This window comes from Pseudomonas sp. IPO3749, from assembly GCF_013386605.1.
In the GTDB taxonomy this organism is placed as follows: domain Bacteria; phylum Pseudomonadota; class Gammaproteobacteria; order Pseudomonadales; family Pseudomonadaceae; genus Aquipseudomonas; species Aquipseudomonas azotoformans_A.
In genome coordinates this window covers 19775-39278 of the sequence record NZ_JACARN010000102.1, presented here as the reverse complement: position 1 = coordinate 39278, position 19504 = coordinate 19775, and the positions used below count along the sequence as shown (strand labels likewise).

Annotated in this window: 15 protein-coding genes; 5 read left to right on the top strand and 10 right to left on the bottom strand. The window is 60.5% G+C overall.

Annotated elements, in window-relative coordinates; translation table 11 throughout:
• The first annotated feature begins 269 nt into the window (after positions 1–269).
• Positions 270–2573 carry an autotransporter outer membrane beta-barrel domain-containing protein gene (locus HX812_RS29455; protein ID WP_038848779.1) on the top strand — a complete coding sequence of 768 codons (2304 nt, stop codon included), beginning with the start codon at positions 270–272 and terminating at the stop codon, positions 2571–2573.
• A gap of 64 nt (positions 2574–2637) precedes the next feature.
• Here HX812_RS29455 and guaA read toward each other — a convergent pair whose 3' ends face one another.
• From guaA to HX812_RS29435, 4 genes are all read right to left on the bottom strand, one after another.
• Positions 2638–4215, bottom strand: a complete 1578-nt coding sequence (guaA, locus tag HX812_RS29450) for a glutamine-hydrolyzing GMP synthase (protein ID WP_016977685.1) — start codon at positions 4213–4215, stop codon at positions 2638–2640.
• An 80-nt stretch (positions 4216–4295) separates the two neighbouring features.
• A complete protein-coding gene (gene guaB / locus HX812_RS29445; protein ID WP_016977684.1) occupies positions 4296–5765 on the bottom strand; it encodes an IMP dehydrogenase in 1470 nt (489 codons plus the stop codon).
• A gap of 104 nt (positions 5766–5869) precedes the next feature.
• Positions 5870–6418, bottom strand: coding sequence for a hypothetical protein (locus HX812_RS29440; protein ID WP_038848783.1), 549 nt, complete (start codon positions 6416–6418; stop codon positions 5870–5872).
• Positions 6419–6572: 154 nt separating this feature from the next.
• Complete coding sequence (locus tag HX812_RS29435; RefSeq protein ID WP_038848785.1) at positions 6573–7340, bottom strand: sulfite exporter TauE/SafE family protein; 768 nt, start codon at positions 7338–7340, stop codon at positions 6573–6575.
• Positions 7341–7439: 99 nt separating this feature from the next.
• Here HX812_RS29435 and HX812_RS29430 point away from each other — a divergent pair, with 99 nt between their 5' ends.
• From HX812_RS29430 to leuA, 4 genes are all read left to right on the top strand, one after another.
• On the top strand, positions 7440–8330 hold the full coding sequence (locus tag HX812_RS29430) for a LysR family transcriptional regulator (RefSeq protein WP_038848786.1): 891 nt from the start codon (positions 7440–7442) through the stop codon (positions 8328–8330).
• Positions 8331–8339: 9 nt separating this feature from the next.
• On the top strand, positions 8340–9719 hold the full coding sequence (gene xseA / locus HX812_RS29425) for an exodeoxyribonuclease VII large subunit (protein ID WP_033898617.1): 1380 nt from the start codon (positions 8340–8342) through the stop codon (positions 9717–9719).
• A gap of 3 nt (positions 9720–9722) precedes the next feature.
• Entirely contained in the window at positions 9723–10544 is an 822-nt protein-coding gene (locus HX812_RS29420) for a M23 family metallopeptidase (RefSeq protein ID WP_038848787.1), read from the top strand.
• 324 nt (positions 10545–10868) lie between these two features.
• Positions 10869–12548 (top strand): 2-isopropylmalate synthase, encoded by a 1680-nt coding sequence (leuA, locus tag HX812_RS29415; protein ID WP_016977678.1) that lies wholly within the window; start codon positions 10869–10871, stop codon positions 12546–12548.
• A gap of 176 nt (positions 12549–12724) precedes the next feature.
• Here leuA and HX812_RS29410 read toward each other — a convergent pair whose 3' ends face one another.
• From HX812_RS29410 to hisS, 6 genes are all read right to left on the bottom strand, one after another.
• Positions 12725–13516, bottom strand: coding sequence for an amidohydrolase (locus tag HX812_RS29410; RefSeq protein ID WP_038848790.1), 792 nt, complete (start codon positions 13514–13516; stop codon positions 12725–12727).
• Entirely contained in the window at positions 13504–14652 is a 1149-nt protein-coding gene (locus tag HX812_RS29405) for a pyridoxal phosphate-dependent aminotransferase (protein WP_038848793.1), read from the bottom strand. Before HX812_RS29405 ends, HX812_RS29410 begins: the two co-directional genes overlap by 13 nt.
• Positions 14653–14773: 121 nt before the next feature.
• Positions 14774–16243 carry a ribosome biogenesis GTPase Der gene (gene der / locus HX812_RS29400; protein WP_016977675.1) on the bottom strand — a complete coding sequence of 490 codons (1470 nt, stop codon included), beginning with the start codon at positions 16241–16243 and terminating at the stop codon, positions 14774–14776.
• Positions 16244–16377: 134 nt separating this feature from the next.
• Positions 16378–17529: an outer membrane protein assembly factor BamB gene (gene bamB, locus HX812_RS29395; protein ID WP_038848795.1), complete on the bottom strand. Its 1152-nt coding sequence runs from the start codon at positions 17527–17529 to the stop codon at positions 16378–16380.
• Positions 17522–18163, bottom strand: a complete 642-nt coding sequence (locus HX812_RS29390) for a tetratricopeptide repeat protein (protein ID WP_016977673.1) — start codon at positions 18161–18163, stop codon at positions 17522–17524. Before HX812_RS29390 ends, bamB begins: the two co-directional genes overlap by 8 nt.
• Positions 18164–18204: 41 nt before the next feature.
• A complete protein-coding gene (gene hisS / locus HX812_RS29385) occupies positions 18205–19494 on the bottom strand; it encodes a histidine--tRNA ligase (RefSeq protein WP_038848797.1) in 1290 nt (429 codons plus the stop codon).
• Positions 19495–19504 lie beyond the last annotated feature (10 nt).

Sequence of the window (19504 nt, the reverse complement as noted above, 5' to 3'; positions counted from 1 at the left end):
CGCCCAATCCTTGCGTGACCACAACGACGAGCTAAAAGTTCCATTTATTGCTGATCAGCCTCGTATAACCGCAAAAAATAACGGCAACGTCGCATTTCTTAGCTTTTTTATCTTCAGCGACGCTTTTTATGATGAATTGTCCTACAAGCATCGTGTAGATTCGCACGCGCTTGAATCAGCCATTCACTGACAAGCTGGCAGGGATGCCTAAAACAGACGCTGACGCGTGGGTTGTTCCCTGCCAGTTTCTGCCCTGTAAGGATACTGCCTTGAACACTTCCCACCTGCGCCGCTCGTTGTTGGCGCTGTCCGTCGCGGCGACCACTGCCGCGGCCCATGCCGCACCCGCACCCGACTTCAACTACGACCTGAGCACAGGGGCCTACAGCAGCTTCGGTGATGTGTTCAATAACGCCACCTTCACCGGAACGTCGCAAAACGCAGGTGTAGAGCTGACCAACGTGACCTTGGCGGGCAACCTGATCAACCAGGGCCAAATCAACCGAACGGCTGCGAACCCCACCGAGTTCCCGTCGGGTATCGCCATGACCCTCAACTCCAACGTCGGTGGCGACCTGATCAATAACGGCGACATTACGGTGAGCGGCAACGCCGTCGTCGGGCTGGACCTGTACCAGGCGAAGATCGCGGGTGAAGTGAGCAATAACGGCAACATCACTGTGACGGGCGCAAATGCCGAAGGCATGCTGATCACCTCGACCCAGGCGCGCATCAATAACTCGGGCACTATCATCGCGCGGGGTATCGACTCTGAGGGGATCGACATCGAGAAGGCAGTCTTTACGGGTCAGATGACAGGCGCGCCCTTCCTGAGTGATATCAACAACAGCGGGACTATCTCCGCCGACGGGATCGGTATCCGCTTTCGCAGTCTCGACACCTCCGACGGCTTCAGGATCTTCTCGGTCAGGCAGACAGGTGGCCTGATCGAAGGCGGCACCGCCGCCATTCTGGCGGACGACAATAGCTCCCCGTCGTATTTCTACTGGCAGGGTGGCCAGGTCAAGGGTGACCTGCTGGGCCTCAGCGGTGTGCTGGTGCAAGGGGACGCGATGTTCGATGGCTCGACCATCCGCGCCGGTTTCGTCGATATCGACGGCGGCCGCTTGACCCTCCTTCGCCCGCAGACCACGATTGTGGGCGACCTCGACATGGACAGCGACACTGCGCGCCTGCGCCTGCTGCTAGATAACAACACACTGCCCAACACGCCGATCCTGAAAGTCACTGGCAACACCTTCTTCTCTCCCGGCAGCCAGATCGAACTGCAGGCGCGCTCCGACGACTTCCGCACATCGGCCGGGGGCACCCGCTACACCCTCATCAACTCCGGTACCTGGGAAGACCCGCAGAACCTGTCCGTGGTGTCCTCCTCGGCGCTGCTCGAGGTAAAGAACTTCGGCATTGAAGGCCAGGACGTGAAAGCACTGGTGGCCACCCGCAGTGATGAGGTGATCACGCAAGACCTGCTGGGTGCCAGTGGCTCGCGCAACGCGGTGAACACCATCAAGCCGTTCAAGAACACGGTCATGGGCCTGATGGACGAAAGCGACCCGGTATTCCAGCAGTTCGCCAACGCCGCCACCAGTGAAGAGCTGGCCAAACTGGCCGAAAGCCTGACCCCGGACGTCAGCCGCGGAGCGATCAACGCCGCCACCAATAGCCAGAACCTGGTCGCAGGTGCCATCAACCGCCGCGCCAGCAAAGCGCGTAGCGGCCTGTCCTCCGGTGACGTCCTGGCAGAACAAGGCGTATGGCTGCAAGCGCTGTCCAGCGATGCCAACCAAGACAGCCGCCACGGTGTCGACGGCTACGACGCCAACACCAACGGCATTGCCGTGGGTGCCGACGGCAAGCTCAATGCCCAGACAACCGTGGGCCTGGCTTACAGCTACATGACCAGCGACGTCAAATCCGACCTGGGTAGCAAGACCGACGTCAACGGCCATGCACTGACCCTGTACGGCAACTGGGCCCGCGACAACTTCTTTGTCGACACCTCGCTGATGTACGGCTGGAACGACAACGAGTCCAAACGCTACATCGCCGGCACCCGTGCCAAGGCCGACTACGACAGCGAGATCTTCGGCGTCAACGCCCTGGCAGGCTATACGTTCCAGCTCGACAAGCAGTGGCTGCTGGAACCGCAGGTCGGTGCGCGCTATGCCAACATCTCGATTGATTCGTACCGTGAAAAAGGCAGCTCGGCGGCCCTCAAGGTCGGCAGCCAGCGCTATGAAATCGGCGAAATGGGCCTGGGCGCCCGTCTGGCGGCCGCTTTCGATGTGGGTGTGGGCAGCTTCGAACCGGAAGCCAAGCTGATGGCCTGGCACGACTTCATCGGCGACAAGGCCAGCACCACCTCCACCTTTGTGCTAGGCGGCACCCCCTTCACCACCACCGGCGCAACGCCGGCGCGCGATAGCTACGAGCTGGGACTGGGCGCTAACTACCGCGTCGGCGCCTGGAGCGTGGGAGGGTCGTACAACTACCTGACCAGCAGCGGTTTCGACGCCGACACCTTCACCGCGAACGTGCGTTACGACTTCTGATCAACGCCTTCGCCTGAAATGAAAAAACCGGCCTAGGCCGGTTTTTTCATACAGCGCTGCGGGATCACTCCCACTCAATCGTCGCCGGCGGCTTGCTCGACACGTCGTAAGTAACGCGCGAGATACCTTCGATTTCATTGATGATACGACCGCTGACGGTTTCCAGCAGCTCGTACGGCAGGTGCGCCCAGCGGGCAGTCATGAAGTCGATGGTTTCTACCGCACGCAGGGCCACAACCCAGGCGTAACGACGGCCATCGCCAACCACGCCCACCGATTTCACCGGTTGGAATACCACGAATGCCTGGCTGACTTTGTGGTACCAGTCGGCCTTGCGCAGTTCTTCGATGAAGATGTGGTCGGCGCGACGCAGCAGGTCGGCGTATTCCTTCTTCACTTCACCCAGGATCCGCACGCCCAGGCCTGGGCCTGGGAATGGGTGGCGGTAGACCATGTCGTACGGCAGGCCGAGCTCCAGGCCCAGGCGGCGGACTTCGTCCTTGAACAGTTCGCGCAGCGGTTCTACCAGCTTGAGGTTCATTTCCTCAGGCAGGCCACCCACGTTGTGGTGGGACTTGATCACGTGGGCCTTGCCGCTCTTGGCGCCAGCCGACTCGATCACGTCAGGGTAGATGGTGCCCTGGGCGAGGTACTTGATGTTGTCCAGTTTGTTGGACTGGGCATCGAACACGTCGATGAAGGTGCGGCCGATGATCTTGCGCTTCTTCTCTGGGTCGGACTCGCCGGCCAGGTTGTTCAGGAACTGATCTTCAGCGTTGGCGCGGATCACCTTGACGCCCATGTTCTCGGCGAACATGGCCATCACTTGCTCCCCTTCGTGCAGGCGCAGCAGGCCGTTGTCGACGAAGACGCAGGTCAGTTGGTCGCCGATGGCTTTGTGCAGCAGGGCCGCTACCACGGAGGAGTCAACGCCGCCGGACAGGCCGAGCAGTACGTTGTCGGTGCCGACCTGGGCGCGCACCTGGGCGATGGCGTCTTCAGCGATTTTCGACGGGGTCCACAGGGCTTCACACTCGCAGATGTCGAGGATGAAGCGCGACAGGATGCGGCCGCCTTGCTTGGTGTGGGTCACTTCCGGGTGGAACTGCACGCCGTAGTAACGACGCTCGTCGCTGAACATGCCGGCGATCGGGCAGCTCGGGGTGCTGGCCAGGATGTGGAAGTCTTCCGGCATCTTGGTGACCTTGTCACCGTGGCTCATCCACACGTCGAGGCCGAACAGGCCGTCGGCGTCGACGTGGTCTTCGATGCCGTCCAGCAGGCGGCTCTTGCCGACCACATCCACACGGGCATAACCGAATTCACGCAACTCGGAACCTTCAACCTTGCCGCCCAGTTGCTCGGCCATGGTCTGCATGCCGTAGCAGATGCCGAAGACCGGGACGCCCAGGTCGAATACGGCTTGTGGGCAGCGCGGGCTGTTGGCTTCGTGCACGGACTCTGGGCCACCGGCGAGGATGACGCCTTTCGGTGCGAATTCGCGGATCGCTTCGTCGTCCATGTCGAACGGATGCAGTTCGCAGTACACGCCGATTTCACGCACGCGGCGGGCGATCAGCTGGGTGTACTGGGAACCGAAATCGAGGATCAGGATACGGTGGGCGTGAATGTCGAGGGCCATGAAGTCAGTCTCGTCTAATGAATCAGAAACAACTCGGGGCTGAAGAACAGCCCCGGTTACTTAACAGTTTGCTGGAAGCATCAACCTACGCGGTAGTTTGGCGCTTCCTTGGTGATCTGCACGTCGTGGACATGGGATTCAGCCATGCCGGCGCCGGTGATCCGTACGAACTCTGGCTTGGTGCGCATTTCTTCGATGTCGGCGCTGCCGGTGTAGCCCATCGAGGAACGCAGGCCGCCCATCAGTTGATGGATGATCGCGCTCAGGGTGCCTTTGTACGGCACACGGCCTTCGATGCCTTCCGGAACGAGCTTCTCGGCGCCTGCCGAGGAGTCCTGGAAGTAACGGTCGGAAGAACCTTGCGCCTGGGACATGGCGCCCAGCGAACCCATGCCGCGGTAAGCCTTGTAGGAACGGCCCTGGAACAGTTCGATCTCGCCTGGCGCTTCTTCAGTACCGGCGAACATCGAGCCCATCATCACGCAGGAAGCACCGGCGACGATGGCCTTGGACAGGTCACCGGAGAAACGGATGCCACCATCGGCGATCAACGGAACACCCGTGCCTTCAAGGGCAGCGGCGACGTTGGCGATGGCGCTGATTTGCGGCACGCCCACACCGGCAACGATACGGGTGGTGCAGATCGAGCCAGGGCCGATACCGACCTTGACCGCATCCGCGCCCGCTTCGGCCAAGGCCTTGGCCGCAGCGCCGGTGGCGATGTTGCCGCCGATCACTTGCACGTCAGGGAAATTCTGTTTGACCCAACGCACGCGGTCGATCACGCCTTTGGAGTGACCGTGGGCGGTATCGACCACCACCACGTCAACGCCGGCAGCGACCAGGGCCGAAACACGGTCGCCGGTGTCTTTACCGGTGCCGACTGCCGCGCCAACACGCAGACGACCTTGGTCATCCTTGCTGGCCAGCGGGTAAGCCTTGGCTTTTTCGATGTCGTTGACGGTCATCATGCCTTTGAGGGCGAATTTGTCGTCGACGATCAGCACGCGCTCGATACGGTGCTTGTGCAGCAGTTCGCGCACATCGTTCTTGTCGGCGCCTTCCTTGACAGTGACCAGACGCTCTTTGGGCGTCATCACTTCACGGACGGTAACTTCAAGACGGTTCTCGAAACGCACGTCACGGGAAGTGACGATGCCGACCAGGTCGCCATCGTGCAGCACCGGAACGCCGGAGATGTTGTGCAGGCGGGTCAGGTCGAACAGGTCACGCACGGTGGCGTCGGCTTCGATGGTGATCGGATCTTTCACCACACCGGCTTCGTAACGCTTGACCTTGCGCACTTCGGCAGCTTGCTGCTCGATGGTCATGTTCTTGTGGATGATGCCGATGCCGCCTTCCTGAGCCATGGCGATGGCCAGACGGGCTTCAGTGACAGTGTCCATGGCAGCGGAAACAAGGGGAATATTCAGCTCGATGCCACGGGTTAGGCGGGTCTTGAGACTGACTTCGTTAGGAAGCACCTCGGAATAACCGGGCACTAGGAGAATGTCGTCGAATGTCAGAGCTTCTTGGCTGATACGCAGCATCGCGGGGGCTCCCGAGCGGGAAAATGGAAGCGCGCCATTATATACATGCACCCTGCCGGGCTCAATGTAAAACTCTGACAAACTTGGTAATACTGATAGATGGATTAGAGTTCGACTTTGACCCAACTCATCTTCTGGTCCAGCCAATCGGCAAATTCGTCGATAAAACCCTGCTTGAACCCGGCCTCAGCCCAGTTGTTGAAGATGAATCCCAGGTTGGAAAACCCGCATTCCTGTAGGAACAGGAACCCGTTGATGTCGTCTTCATGCCCACACAGCGGGCAGGTGAAGTTGTCGGTGTGGCCAGGCATCCAGTCTTCGAGGCTTTCGAACAGGGCTTCGCCGACTTCCTTGCGGCATTCCGGGCAACCGGCTTCTTCGAGAAAGCCCTTGGCGGGTGTGTAGATGCAGCGTTTGTAGATGATCTCAAGGCCGTTGATCGGCTCATTGAACGGCAGCGCCTCGGGGTACAACACCACGGCGCGGGCGCCATCGGCCAGGGCATAGCCCATGCGGTTGCCGGTGCGACCGCAGGTGGTGAGTTCTTCCTTGATGATGTTCTTGCGCACCAGCCAACGCACGATCGCCCGGGCGCGGGGTTCGTGGACGGGCAAGGTGGAGATTTTCGGGACAAGGATGCTTTGGGAGTTCATGAGAGTCCTGCGGTGTGGCGTCTGACGCCTTCGCGGGCAAGCCCGCTCCCACAGGTGACCGCATTCCTACAGGAGAAATGCGCTCGAATGTGGGAGCGGGCTTGCTCGCGAAGAGGCCCTGAAGGCTGGCAGCTTAATCCCTGAAGAAATCAGGTCAAGTGCTCAAGTAACGCCCAATCAACGCAATCCCACTCGCCAGCACCAACCACGTCACCAACCTTACAAACGCCTCACGGGACATGCGCATCGTCAGCCTGCGCCCACACCACAGCCCGAGGGCCATCGCCGGCAACAGACACAGCGCCAACATCAACAACGGCAAATCCGCATACACCCCAGCGATCAAAAACAGGCTCAGGCGCACCACCGTGCTGCAACTGATCAACGCACTTTGGGTGGCGCGCGCCGCGTCCTTGGGCAGGCGGCTGTTCAGATAGATCGCATAGAGAAAGCCGCCACTGCCAAACAATGCGCCGAATAAACCACCGACGGTGCCCATGGGAACCGACCAACCCGCCGCCATCTGCGTCGGCCGAGCCTTTACCGCCAGGCTGTAGAGGGCGTAGGCACTGATGAACAAGCCCATCAGCAACAGCAACAAATCCGAATGCAGGTTGAGCAAAAACACCACGCCCAGGGTGCAACCGATGGCCATGCACGGCAGCAATCTCAGCAGCTCGAGCTTGTTCACATCGCGTCGCGATTGCAGCAGGTTGCCAAAGGCCGCGACAAAATCCAGCAACACCAGCAGTGGGATGATCTTCGACAGCGGCATGAACAGGATCAGCAGCGGCCCCGCCACCAACGCGGTACCAAAGCCCGCAATACCGAACACGATATAGGCCACGACGACGCCCAGGCCGATCACCAGCCAATCCACACCACCAAACGACCATTGACTCATCAGCTCAACCGGGCTCATGGGTGATTCCTTATTAGAGATAGCCATCACTTTAGCCAGCGGCGAGGGATGCGACTAATATCTTCAAAGCCCTCCACCCATCTCGAAAAGGCATGACGTGTGATTTCCACTCGCCAACTGCGTTACTTCGTCGAAATCGCCGACAGCGGCAGCTTCAGTGCCGCCGCCGAGCGCCTGTTTGTGGCGCAGTCCGCCTTGAGCCGACAGATCAAGGAGCTGGAAACCCAGTTGCAAACGCTCCTGTTCGAACGCACCGCACGCCAACCCCGACTCACCGCCGCGGGAGAAGCCTTCTACCCGCGAGCGCGCAACCTGCTGAACGAGCTGCTCAGGGCCAGTGAAATGGCAACGCAAGTGGGCAACGGCGAATTGGGCACGCTGCGCCTGAGCCATTCAAGCACTGTGCCGATGAGCGGCCCGTTGCTGCAAGGCATCAGCACCTGGCTGGAACGCTGCCCTGGGGTGTCGATGGACATCGTCAAACTGTCCTCCGAAGCGCAGTTGGAAGAAATCGCCGACGGTCGGCTGGAAGTCGGGCTGTTGCGCTTGCCCGTGTTGCGCCAGCGCGAGGGCGTGCGAGTCGTGCCTTTATATCGCGAGCAATTGTTGCTGGCGGTGCCGCCGAATCATGGGCTGGCGCGCAGCAATGCGCCTGTCGAACTGGGGCAATTGAAGGACGAAGCGTTTATCTCGATCCCCCATCCCCAGCGGGGCGGCTTGAGTTATCTTTCAGCCGAGCTGTGCATGCGAGCAGGATTTTTCCCCAAGGCCGCGCGGGTGATGTCGCGCAAGACCACCCAGTTGCAGTTGATCCAGGCCGGCTTTGGTATTGCCTTGTTACCAAAATCCATGCAGGACATCGCCCCTGCCACTGTGCACTTTTTGCCCCTGGCCGACCCGGACTGCCTCAGCACCGTGGCCCTGGCCTGCGCGCAGAAGCCGAGCGCGCTGGTGGAGCAATTCTGCCAAACCTTGCACGAATGCCTATAAACTGCCGCCATGATTAAAGATCCTTTTGCCCGTCTGGGCCTGGACCGCGAAGTCCTGACTGTCAGCCAGCTCAACGGCCGTGCGCGGGTGTTGCTGGAAGACGTGTTCACCAATATCTGGGTCGAAGGCGAGATCTCCAACCTCGCCCGCCCGGCCTCCGGCCATGTGTATTTCACCCTCAAGGACAGCGGCGCCCAAGTGCGTTGCGCGCTGTTTCGCAACAACGCCGCGCGAGTACGGCAGGCATTGAAAGATGGCTTGGCGGTGAAGGTACGCGGCAAGGTTTCGCTATTCGAAGGGCGTGGTGATTACCAACTGATCCTCGATACCGTGGAGCCGGCCGGTGATGGCGCGTTGCGCCTGGCGTTCGACGCGCTGAAGGAAAAGCTCAGCGCCGAAGGCCTGTTCAGCGCTGAACGCAAAGTGCCACTTCCAGCGCACCCTCGGCGCATCGGCATCATCAGTTCGCCGACCGGCGCGGTGATCCGCGACATCATCAGCGTGTTCCGTCGCCGCGCGCCAAACATTGAACTGACCCTCATCCCCACCGCCGTGCAAGGCCGCGAAGCCATCCCACAGATTGTGCGCGCACTGAAACTGGCCGATGCACGCGGCTTCGATGCGCTGATCCTGGCCCGTGGCGGCGGTTCGCTTGAAGACCTCTGGTGCTTCAACGAAGAAGCCGTGGCCCGTGCGGTGGATGCGTGCGTCACGCCAATCGTCAGCGCCGTCGGGCATGAGACCGATGTGTCCATCAGCGACTTCGTGGCCGACGTGCGCGCCCCTACGCCCTCCGCCGCAGCCGAATTGCTCGCGCCGGACGCCAGTCATCTGGTGCGTCAGGTTGAAAACCTGCACCGCCGCCTGGTGATGCTGATGCGCAATCGCCTGAGCCATGACCGCCTGCGCCTGGAAGGCATGGCGCGACGTCTGCGTCATCCTGGCGAACGTCTGCGCCAGCAAGCCCAGCGCCTGGACGACCTGGACATGCGCCTGCGCCGCGCCTTCGAACGTAGCCTCAATACCCGCCGCGAGCGCCTTATCCGCCTGGAAACCCGCCTCGCCGGCCAACACCCCGGCCGCCAACTGGCGCTGCTGCGCCAACGCCTGGACAGCCTTGCCGAACGTCTGCCCCGTGCCATGCGCGAAGGCCTCAAGGCGCGACGCCTGCAACTGCAAAGCCAGATGCAGACGCTGCACGTGGTCAGCCCATTGGCGACCCTGGGCCGTGGCTATAGCATCTTGCTCGACGAGCGTGGCCAGGCCATTCGCAACGCCGCGCAGACCCACACCGGCCAGCGCCTCACCGCGCGTCTCGGTGAGGGCCAATTGCAAGTGCGGGTGGAAGACAACCACCTGACACCCGTCACCCTTTCGTTATTGGATTGATTGATGCCACGTCTCTTTAGTGTGTTGATGCTGCTGTGCCTTGCCTTTAATGCCCATGCCGATAGCTACATCACCCGCACCTTGAACAAGCCGGTGCCGGGCGGCGTTGCCGTGGTCGAACTGGGCCCTTCCGCCGCCGCGCCCAAGGCCACGTACCTGGGCAAGCCAGTGCTGGTGGTGAAGGAAGCGAACACCTGGCTGGCGATTGTTGGCATCCCGTTGACGGTCAAGCCCGGCAACGAACGCATCAGCAGCGGCGGGCGCAACCTGCCGTTTATCGTCGGCTACAAGAAGTACCCGGAACAGCGCATCACCCTGAAAAACAAAAGCCAGGTCAACCCCGACCCGGCACAGCTGAAACGCATCGAGGCGGAGCTGGCGGTGCAGATCAAGGCTTACCGCAGTTTCAGCCCTAACCTGCCGAGCAACCTGGTGTTGGACAAACCGGTAAACGGGCCGCTGTCGAGCAAGTTCGGCGTGCGACGGTTCTTCAACGGTGAAGAGCGCAATCCCCATTCGGGCCTGGACTTTGCCGTGCCGGCCGGTACGCCGATCAAGACGCCGGCCAACGGCAAAGTGATTCTGGTGGGCAACTACTTCTTCAACGGCAATACCGTGTTCGTCGACCACGGCCAGGGCTTTATCAGCATGTTCTGCCACATGTCGAAGATCGACGTGAAAGTCGGTGACCAGCTCACGCGTGGCGCGGTGGTGGGTAAAGTCGGTGCCACGGGCCGCGCGACCGGGCCGCACATGCACTGGAACGTCAGCCTGAACGACGCACGGGTCGACCCGGCGATCTTTATCGGCGCATTCCAACCCTGAAACGCTCGATTGCGCGCCTGATAATGGGCGCGCAATTAAAACAAGCCCTCGACACATCCTTAGGCACAAAATCTCGTTTCCTACGTAGATAGCAGAACTTCTCTCAATTTTTAGCGACTGCTTGCCATCTTTCACCCCGACGGTTAGGGTTGGGCTTATGAAAACCTCTCACACCCTCATTCAGCTCCGCCAGCACCGCAGCCTGTGCCTTGTCAGCGCACGACTGCCAGGCTGAATCGATCTGCCTCGTCTTTACGTTTTATCCCCAAAAACAGTTCTACGGCAGGCCGCCTTTTCTCGGCCCCTACAACAAAGGATTTCCCGATGAGCATGCTCAAAGACCCGTCTTCGAAGTACCGCGCGTTCCCGACCATCGACATCCCGGACCGCACCTGGCCGTCGAAGACCATCACCGAAGCGCCGATCTGGTGCAGTTCCGACCTGCGTGATGGCAACCAGTCGCTGATCGAGCCGATGGATGCGGTGAAAAAGCTGCGTTTCTGGAAGACCCTGGTTGCCGTCGGCGTGAAGGAAATCGAAGCGTCGTTCCCAGCCGCCTCGCAAACCGACTTCGACTTCGTACGTACCCTGATCGAAGACAACCATATCCCCGAGGACACCACCATCCAGGTGCTGACCCAGGGCCGTGAAGACTTGATCGCACGCACCTTCGAATCCCTGCGCGGCGCCAAGAAGGCCATCGTGCACCTGTACAACGCGACCTCGCCGTCCTTCCGCCGCATCGTGTTCAACCAGGACAAGGACGGCATCAAGGCCATCGCGGTCAACGCGGCCAAGCTGTTCGTCAAGTACGCCGCCCAGCAGCCGGAAACCCAGTGGACCTTCGAATACTCTCCGGAGACCTTCAGCGCCACTGAGCTGGAGTTCGCCAAGGAAGTGTGTGACGCGGTGATCGAGGTGTGGAACCCGACGCCTGAGCACAAGATGATCCTCAACCTGCCGGCTACCGTGGAATGCGCCACGCCGAACATCTATGCCGACCAGATCGAGTGGTTCGGTCGCCATATCAACCGTCGTGACAGCGTGATCATCAGCCTGCACACCCACAACGACCGTGGCACTGGCGTAGCCGCCACCGAGCTGGGCCTGATGGCCGGCGCCGACCGTGTCGAAGGTTGCCTGTTCGGCAACGGCGAGCGTACCGGTAACGTCGACCTGGTCACCGTGGCCCTGAACATGTACACCCAGGGCCTCGACCCGCAGCTGGACTTCTCCGACATCGACGGCGTGCGCAAGGTCGTCGAGGAGTGCAACCAGATCCAGGTTCACCCGCGTCACCCGTACGTTGGCGACCTGGTGCACACCGCGTTCTCTGGCTCCCACCAAGACGCCATCCGCAAGGGCTTCAGCCAGCAGAAAGACGACGCACTGTGGGAAGTACCGTACTTGCCGATTGACCCGGCCGACATCGGCCGCAGCTACGAGGCGGTGATTCGCGTGAACAGCCAGTCGGGCAAAGGCGGCATCGCCTACCTGCTGGAGCAGGAATACGACATCAGCTTGCCGCGGCGCATGCAGATCGAATTCAGCCAGGTAGTACAGGCCGAAACCGACCGCGTGGGCCTGGAGATGACGGCGCCGCAGATCTACGCCTTGCTGCAGCGTGAATACCTGCAAGCCAACACCCCGTACGCGCTGGTCAGCCATCGTCTGCAGGAAGAAAACGGCAACAGCTTTGTCGAGGTGGAAGTCTCGGGCAAGGGCCAGGGCGAAACCAATCTGCACTGGAAAGGCAAAGGCAACGGTGCGCTGGAAGCGCTGGTGGCTGGCCTGCCGATTGGCGTGGAAATCATGGACTACAACGAACATGCAATCGGTGCAGGTACCAACGCCAAGGCAGCGGCCTACATCGAGCTGCGTGTGAACGGTGAGCGTCCGGTGCATGGCGTGGGTATTGATGAAAACATCACCACGGCCAGCTTCAAGGCGCTGTTCAGTGCGCTGAACCGGTCGTTGAGCCAGCAGGAAGCCAAAGCGGCGTAACTGGCTGCTGAAATGCGAAAGGCCCCTGGATGAGAATCCTGGGGCCTTTTTTGCTTTGGGTTGTGGGTGATGCTGATGGCCTCTTCGCGGGCAAGCCCGCTCCCACATTTTGACCGCATTCCTACAGGATAAACGCGGTCGAGTGTGGGAGCGGGCTTGCTCGCGAAGGCGGTGCTTCAGACAAACTGAAAAATATCGGCATCCAGGTTGGCTGGAAACCGGCTGCGATACGCAGCCAGTTCCGCCGCATCCAGGCTCACCTGAAACACCCCATCCGCCTCCCCCGCACTCAACAAGGTCTCACCCTGGAAGTCCAACACCTGGCTGTCCCCAGTGTAAGCAAAGCCCTTCCCATCCGTGCCCACCCGATTCACTGCCGCCACGTAGCACAGGTTTTCAATAGCCCGCGCCGGCAGCAGCCGGTTCCAGTGTGAACGCCGCGCACCCGGCCAGTTGGCGGTGTACAGCAGCAGGTCGGTGTCCTGGGCGTCGCGGCTCCATACCGGGAAACGCAGGTCGTAGCAAATCAACGGGCGAATACGCCAACCCTTCAATTCGAACTGCACCTGGCGTTCGCCCGGCGTGTAGTGATTATGCTCACCCGCCATGCGGAACAGATGGCGCTTGTCGTAATGCAGCACCTCGCCATCCGGCCGCGCCCACAGCAGGCGGTTGCGGTGGCTGCTGTCGGCGGCCTGGATGATCACACTGCCGGTAATCACCGCGTTGTACTTCGCCGCCTGGGCCTGGAGCCAATGATGGGTCGGGCCGTTTTCAGGCTCTGCAAGGGCTTGCGACTCCATCGAGAAGCCTGTGGTGAACATCTCGGGCAACACAATCAGGTCGGCGCCTTTGGCTTGCTCCAACAGCAGTTCGAAATGTTCGAGGTTGGCCTGGCGGTCATGCCAGGCCAGGCTGGTCTGGACCAGGGCGATGTTCAGGTTCGGCAGTGCACTCAGATCACGCATAGTTTTTCCGCCGCTTGGCGCAGCGTTTCCTCGCGTTTGGCAAAGCACAGGCGCACCAGGCGCTGGCCTTGGGGTGGGGTCTGGTAAAACACCGAAACCGGGATGGTGGCCACACCGTGTTCGCGGGTCATCCACAAGGACATGGCGACGTCATCCAGGTCCGGGCGGATCTGTGAGTAATCCACCAGTTGGAAGTAGGTACCGGTCACTCGGGTAAAGCTGAAACGGGACGGCGCCAACAGGTCGCAGAACAGGTCACGCTTGGCCTGGTAGAACGCCGGTAATTCGTCGACGTGTTCCGGGTGTTCGGCCATGAAGTCGGCCAGCGCGTATTGCAGTGGGGTCACGCCGCAGAAATTGACGTATTGGTGCACTTTACGCAATTCGGCGGTGAGGGCTGGCGGTGCGACGACATAGCCGGTTTTCCAGCCGGTGACGTGGTAGGTCTTGCCGAAAGAGCTGACCACGAACGCGCGCTGATAAAGCTCTTCATGGGCCAACACGCTGACATGGGCCACGCCGTCAAAGACCAGATGTTCGTAGACTTCGTCGCTGACCAGATAGATATCACGGTCACGGATCAGTTCGGCCAATTGGTCCAGCTCGGCGCGGCTGATCAAGGCACCTGTAGGGTTGTGCGGGGTATTGAGAATGATCATGCGCGTGCGCGGTGACAGCGCCGCCTTGACCTTCTCGAAGTCGAGGGTAAAGCCGTTCAGGCTCAGTTGCACATGCACGCAGCAACCGCCCGCCAGCTCCACCGAAGGCTCATAGCTGTCGTAGCTGGGGTCGAACACGATCACTTCATCGCCCGTGCGAATCACTGCCTGGATCGCGCAGAAGATCGCTTCGGTGGCGCCAGGGGTGATGGTCACTTCACTGTCGGCATTGACCGTGGCGCCGTAACTGCGGGCAATCTTGGCGGCCACCTGCTGACGCAGCACCGGCAGACCGGTCATAGGGGCATATTGGTTGTGACCGAGGGCGATGTGCTTGCCCACCGCGTCGAGCAAAGCCTGGGGGCCATTGAAGTCCGGGAAGCCCTGGGACAGGTTGAGCGCGCCGGTTTCAGCAGCGAGTTGCGACATGGTGGTGAAAATGGTCGTGCCGACATTCGGCAGCTTACTGGTGATCATCGAAAGGCCCCTGCAGGTGAGCCCCAAGTTTTAAGCTGCCAACTGCACCGGGTCAAGGCACAAACCACCGCGCACAAAAAAGGGCTCCAAAGGAGCCCTCTCTCACAACTCGAAGCCGCCGTTATTTCTTGTCACGGCGCTTCTTGTCGGCCTTCTTGTGGTGAGTCATCAAACGACGCTTCTTGTTCACCTGACGGTCAGTCAGTGTGTTCTTGTTGCCTTCGTATGGGTTCTCACCACCCTTGAACTCGATACGGATCGGCGTACCGACCAGTTTCAAGACACGGCGGTAGGTGTTTTCCAGGTAACGCACATAGGACTTCGGCACCTTCTCGATCTGGTTACCGTGGATCACGATAATCGGCGGGTTGGCACCACCCAAGTGGGCGTAACGCAGTTTGATCCGGCGGTTGTTGACCATCGGCGGCGCGTGCTCGCCAACAGCGTCTTCCAGGATCTGGGTGAGACGGTTGGTCGGCCAGCGGGTGACCGCGGACTTGAACGAGTTCTGGACGGACGCGTAGAGGTTGCCCACGCCGGTGCCGTGCAGTGCCGAGATAAAGTGGATATCGGCGAACTCGACGAAGAACAGGCGACGTTGCAGCTCGATCTTGACGAAATCGCGCTCGCTTGGCGTCATGCCGTCCCACTTGTTGATCGCGATCACCAGTGCCCGACCGGCCTCCAGGGCAAAGCCCAGCAGGTTGAGGTCGTGGTCCACCACGCCTTCGCGGGCGTCCATCACGAAGATCACCACGTTGGCGTCTTTGATCGCCTGCAGGGTTTTCACCACCGAGAACTTTTCAACTTCCTCGTGGATCTTGCCGCGCTTGCGCACACCAGCGGTGTCGATCAGCGTGTACTTTTCCTCGTTGCGTTCGAACGGGATGTAGATGCTGTCGCGGGTGGTGCCGGGTTGGTCGTACACGATAACCCGGTCTTCACCGAGCATGCGGTTGACCAGGGTCGACTTGCCGACGTTAGGGCGGCCGATGATGGCGATCTTGATACCGTCTTTTTCGCTCGGGCCAGGAATGCGCTTGGCTTCCTCACCTTCGGCAACGATTTCCTCTTCGCCCTCTTCTTCCTCGACATCATCCTTAGGGAAATCGCGCAGGGCAATTTCCAGCATCTGGGTGATACCGCGACCGTGGGCACCGGCGACCGGAATCGCATCGCCCAGGCCCATCGGGCTGAATTCGGCACGGGCCGCTTCAGGATCGATGTTGTCGATCTTGTTCGCGACCAGATAGGAACGCTTGTTGCGCTTGCGCAGGTGCTCGCCAATCATTTGGTCAGCAGCGGTGTAGCCCGCACGGGCATCCACCAGGAACAACACGACATCGGCTTCTTCAATGGCCAGCAGCGACTGCTCGGCCATCTTTTCGTCCATGCCATGCTCGTCACCGGAGATACCACCGGTGTCGACAATAATGTAGGAGCGCCCTTGCCACTTTGCCTCACCGTATTGGCGATCACGGGTCAGACCGGACAAGTCGCCGACGATGGCGTCGCGAGTCCTGGTCAGGCGGTTGAACAAGGTGGACTTGCCGACGTTAGGTCGGCCCACCAGGGCGATTACGGGAACCATGCGGCTCTCCACTTCGTTATTTCAGAAAATACAAAAGCCGCTGCAGGGCAGCGGCTGGTGCTCGGGGCAGCATAATCAAATGCCGCATGCCCCGCCGAAGCGGGGCCGCCTGGGTGTTACCCCAAGCATAGTTCTTACTTGATGGTCAGGGCTTCCAGCTTGCCGCTGTTGCCAAACACATAAAGCATGTTACCCACGACCAGCGGACGCGCACGCAGGCCGTCGCTGTCGATACGCTCGCGACCTACGAAGCGACCGTCCACCTGGCTCAGCAGGTGCAGGTAGCCTTCGAAGTCACCGACTGCGACGTAGCTGGAGAACACTTCCGGTGCCGACAGTTGACGGCGAGCCAGGGAGTCGTTGCTCCACAGCGCGGTAGTGGAGCGTTCGTCGACACTTTCAACGGTGCCGGACGCCAGGCTTACATAGACGCTGCCAAACCCTTGGGCGACACCGGCGTAGCTGGAAGCATCACGCTGCCAGTTCACACGGCCGCTCTGCAGGTCCAGTGCCGCAACACGGCCCTGGTAGGTAGCGACGTAGAGGGTTTCACCGGAGAGCAGCAGGCCGCCGTCGATGTCCACTACACGGTCCAGCTCGGAACGACCTTGCGGGATGGCCACACGGGTTTCCCAGGCCGGCACGCCGTTCTGGGTATCCAGGGCGACCACTTTACCGGTCGACAGACCTGCAACGGCCAGATTGTTGGTCACAATCGGACCACTGGTACCGCGCAAGGTCAGCACCGCTGGAGTGCTGTCATACAACCAACGCTGTTCGCCGGTGCCGGCGTCGAGGCCGATTACACGATCGTCCTGGGTTTGCACCACGACGATATCGCCGTTGGTAGCAGGCGGTGCGAGGACTTCACTGGTCACGCGAGCGCGCCATTTCTCTTCACCGGTGCTGGAGTCCAGGGCCACGACTTCGCCTTTCAGCGTGCCGAGCATCACCATGCCGTAACCCACGCCGACGGCGCCGGAGACTGGCAATTCGAGGTCTTTCTTCCACTTCACGTCACCGTTCATGCGATCCATGGAGATCACCACGCCAGTCACGTCAGCGGCCACAATGTTGTCACCGTCGATTGCCGGGACCAACATGTTGTAGGTTTCGCCCTGACCGTCACCGATGGAGCGGCTCCACTGCTTTTGCAGGATCACTTCTTCCTTGAAGCTGGTCAGCTCGGCCGGAGGCAGTTCTTTTTTACTGTTGCTGCTGCAACCCGCGGCCAGAACGGCCAGAGCCAGCAATGCTGCATGTTTCCAACGGATCACGTCACGCATCCCCTTTGGCCAAGTCGTCCAGCTTGATTTGTAAGCCACCGACCGCCGCTTCATCAGACAGCGCCGCCTTGGCTTTTTGGTACGCAGCATTGGCTTCGTCGGTACGACCCAATTGGACCAACAGGTCGCCCTTGAGCTCTTCGCGAGTGGCTACAAATGCCTTGTCAGCATCGCCGTCGAGCAGTTTGAGTGCTTCGTCAGCCTTGTTCTGTGCCGCCAGTACCTGAGCCAGGCGCTGACGTGCGATTTCACCCAGGGTCGGGTTGGTCGGCTTGTCGGCGATAGCCTTCAGCTCTGCAGCGGCGTCGTCCAGCTTGCCGGTGTCGACCGCGACTTTCGCGACGAACAGGCTGCCGTATTGGGCGTAGGTGCTACCGCCGAATTCGTTCTTCAGCTTGCCGGCCAGGTCTGCAACCTGCGCAGGATCGGGCTTACCGTCCGGCGTCAGGGTGGTTTCCAGCAATTGCTGATAGAGGATCGAGGCGCCTTGGGACTGGTTGGCCTGATACTTGGTCCAGGCTTGCCAGCCGAACACCACCACTAAAGCCAGCAGACCGCCAGTAACCAGGGGCTTGCCGTTACGCTGCCACCAGTCCTTGAACTCGGCCAGTTGATCATCATCAGAACTCGACACCCCAATACTCCTTAATCGCTAAATTCGGCTGTTCGACAGCTTCAACCCTGCACAACGCAGGTGGCCAAGTGCGCAGCGAGCGCATCAAAGGCAATGTTCTGTTGCTCGCCCTGGCCACGCAGGGGTTTGAAACCTATCACTTGCTGGGCCAGTTCGTCTTCGCCGAGGATCAGCGCATACAGCGCACCGCTCTTGTCGGCCTTCTTGAACTGGCTCTTGAAGCTGCCGGCACCGGCATTGACCTGCAGGCGCAGGTTTGGCAGTTGGTCGCGGACCTTTTCGCTCAGGGCCAGGGCAGCCAGTTCGGCGGCCTCGCCAAAGGCGCAGAGGTAAACGTCCACCTGACGGGCGATCTCTTCCGGGACCTGCTCCAGGGTTTCCAGCAGCAGGATCAGCCGCTCGATGCCCATGGCGAAGCCCACGCCGGTGGTCGGTTTGCCGCCCATCTGCTCGACCAGGCCGTCGTAACGGCCACCGGCACACACGGTGCCCTGGGCGCCGAGTTTATCGGTGACCCATTCGAATACGGTCTTGCTGTAGTAATCGAGGCCACGCACCAGCTTGGTGTTGATCACAAACGGAATACCGGCCGCTTCCAGACGAGCCTTGAGGCCCTCGAAGTGGATACGGGACTCGTCGTCCAGGTAATCAGCCATTTTCGGCGCGTTGACCAGCACGGCCTGGGTGTCGGCGTTCTTGGTATCGAGGACGCGCAACGGGTTGGTCTTCAGACGGCGCTGGCTGTCTTCGTCCAACTTGTCCAGGTGGGCGGACAGGTACTCGACCAGGGCCACTTTGTAGCGACCACGGGATTCGCTGGTGCCCAGGCTGTTGAGTTCAAGCTTGACCGCGTCGCGGATGCCCAGCAGGCCCCAAAGGCGCCAGGTCAGCACGATCAGCTCGGCGTCGATGTCCGGGCCGTCGATGTTGAACACTTCCAGGCCGATCTGGTGAAACTGGCGATAACGGCCTTTCTGTGGGCGTTCGTGACGGAACATCGGGCCGATGTACCACAATTTCTGCGGCTGGCCTGCACCGGTGAGGCCATGCTCAAGCACGGCACGCACGCACGCAGCGGTGCCTTCCGGACGCAGGGTCAGGGAGTCGCCGTTGCGGTCTTCAAAGGTGTACATCTCTTTTTCGACGATGTCTGTCACTTCACCGATGGAGCGTTTGAACAGCTCGGTGAACTCGACGATCGGCATGCGGATCTGCTTGTAACCGTAGTTATCCAGCAGACGCGCGACAGTGCCCTCGAAATAGCGCCACAGAGGCGTCTGTTCCGGCAGGATGTCGTTCATGCCACGAATGGCTTGCAGAGACTTGCTCACATCAAATCCT

Bases quoted from the DNA above. Each gene is read 5' to 3' on its own strand.
- HX812_RS29440 (WP_038848783.1), bottom strand. From the start codon at position 6,418: ATGAACTCCCAAAGCATCCTTGTCCCGAAAATCTCCACCTTGCCCGTC.
- guaB (WP_016977684.1), bottom strand. From the start codon at position 5,765: ATGCTGCGTATCAGCCAAGAAGCTCTGACATTCGACGACATTCTCCTA.
- HX812_RS29405 (WP_038848793.1), bottom strand. From the start codon at position 14,652: ATGATCACCAGTAAGCTGCCGAATGTCGGCACGACCATTTTCACCACC.
- HX812_RS29410 (WP_038848790.1), bottom strand. From the start codon at position 13,516: ATGCGTGATCTGAGTGCACTGCCGAACCTGAACATCGCCCTGGTCCAG.
- bamB (WP_038848795.1), bottom strand. From the start codon at position 17,529: ATGCGTGACGTGATCCGTTGGAAACATGCAGCATTGCTGGCTCTGGCC.
- HX812_RS29435 (WP_038848785.1), bottom strand. From the start codon at position 7,340: ATGAGCCCGGTTGAGCTGATGAGTCAATGGTCGTTTGGTGGTGTGGAT.
- HX812_RS29420 (WP_038848787.1), top strand. From the start codon at position 9,723: ATGCCACGTCTCTTTAGTGTGTTGATGCTGCTGTGCCTTGCCTTTAAT.
- guaA (WP_016977685.1), bottom strand. From the start codon at position 4,215: ATGGCCCTCGACATTCACGCCCACCGTATCCTGATCCTCGATTTCGGT.
- der (WP_016977675.1), bottom strand. From the start codon at position 16,243: ATGGTTCCCGTAATCGCCCTGGTGGGCCGACCTAACGTCGGCAAGTCC.
- leuA (WP_016977678.1), top strand. From the start codon at position 10,869: ATGAGCATGCTCAAAGACCCGTCTTCGAAGTACCGCGCGTTCCCGACC.
- xseA (WP_033898617.1), top strand. From the start codon at position 8,340: ATGATTAAAGATCCTTTTGCCCGTCTGGGCCTGGACCGCGAAGTCCTG.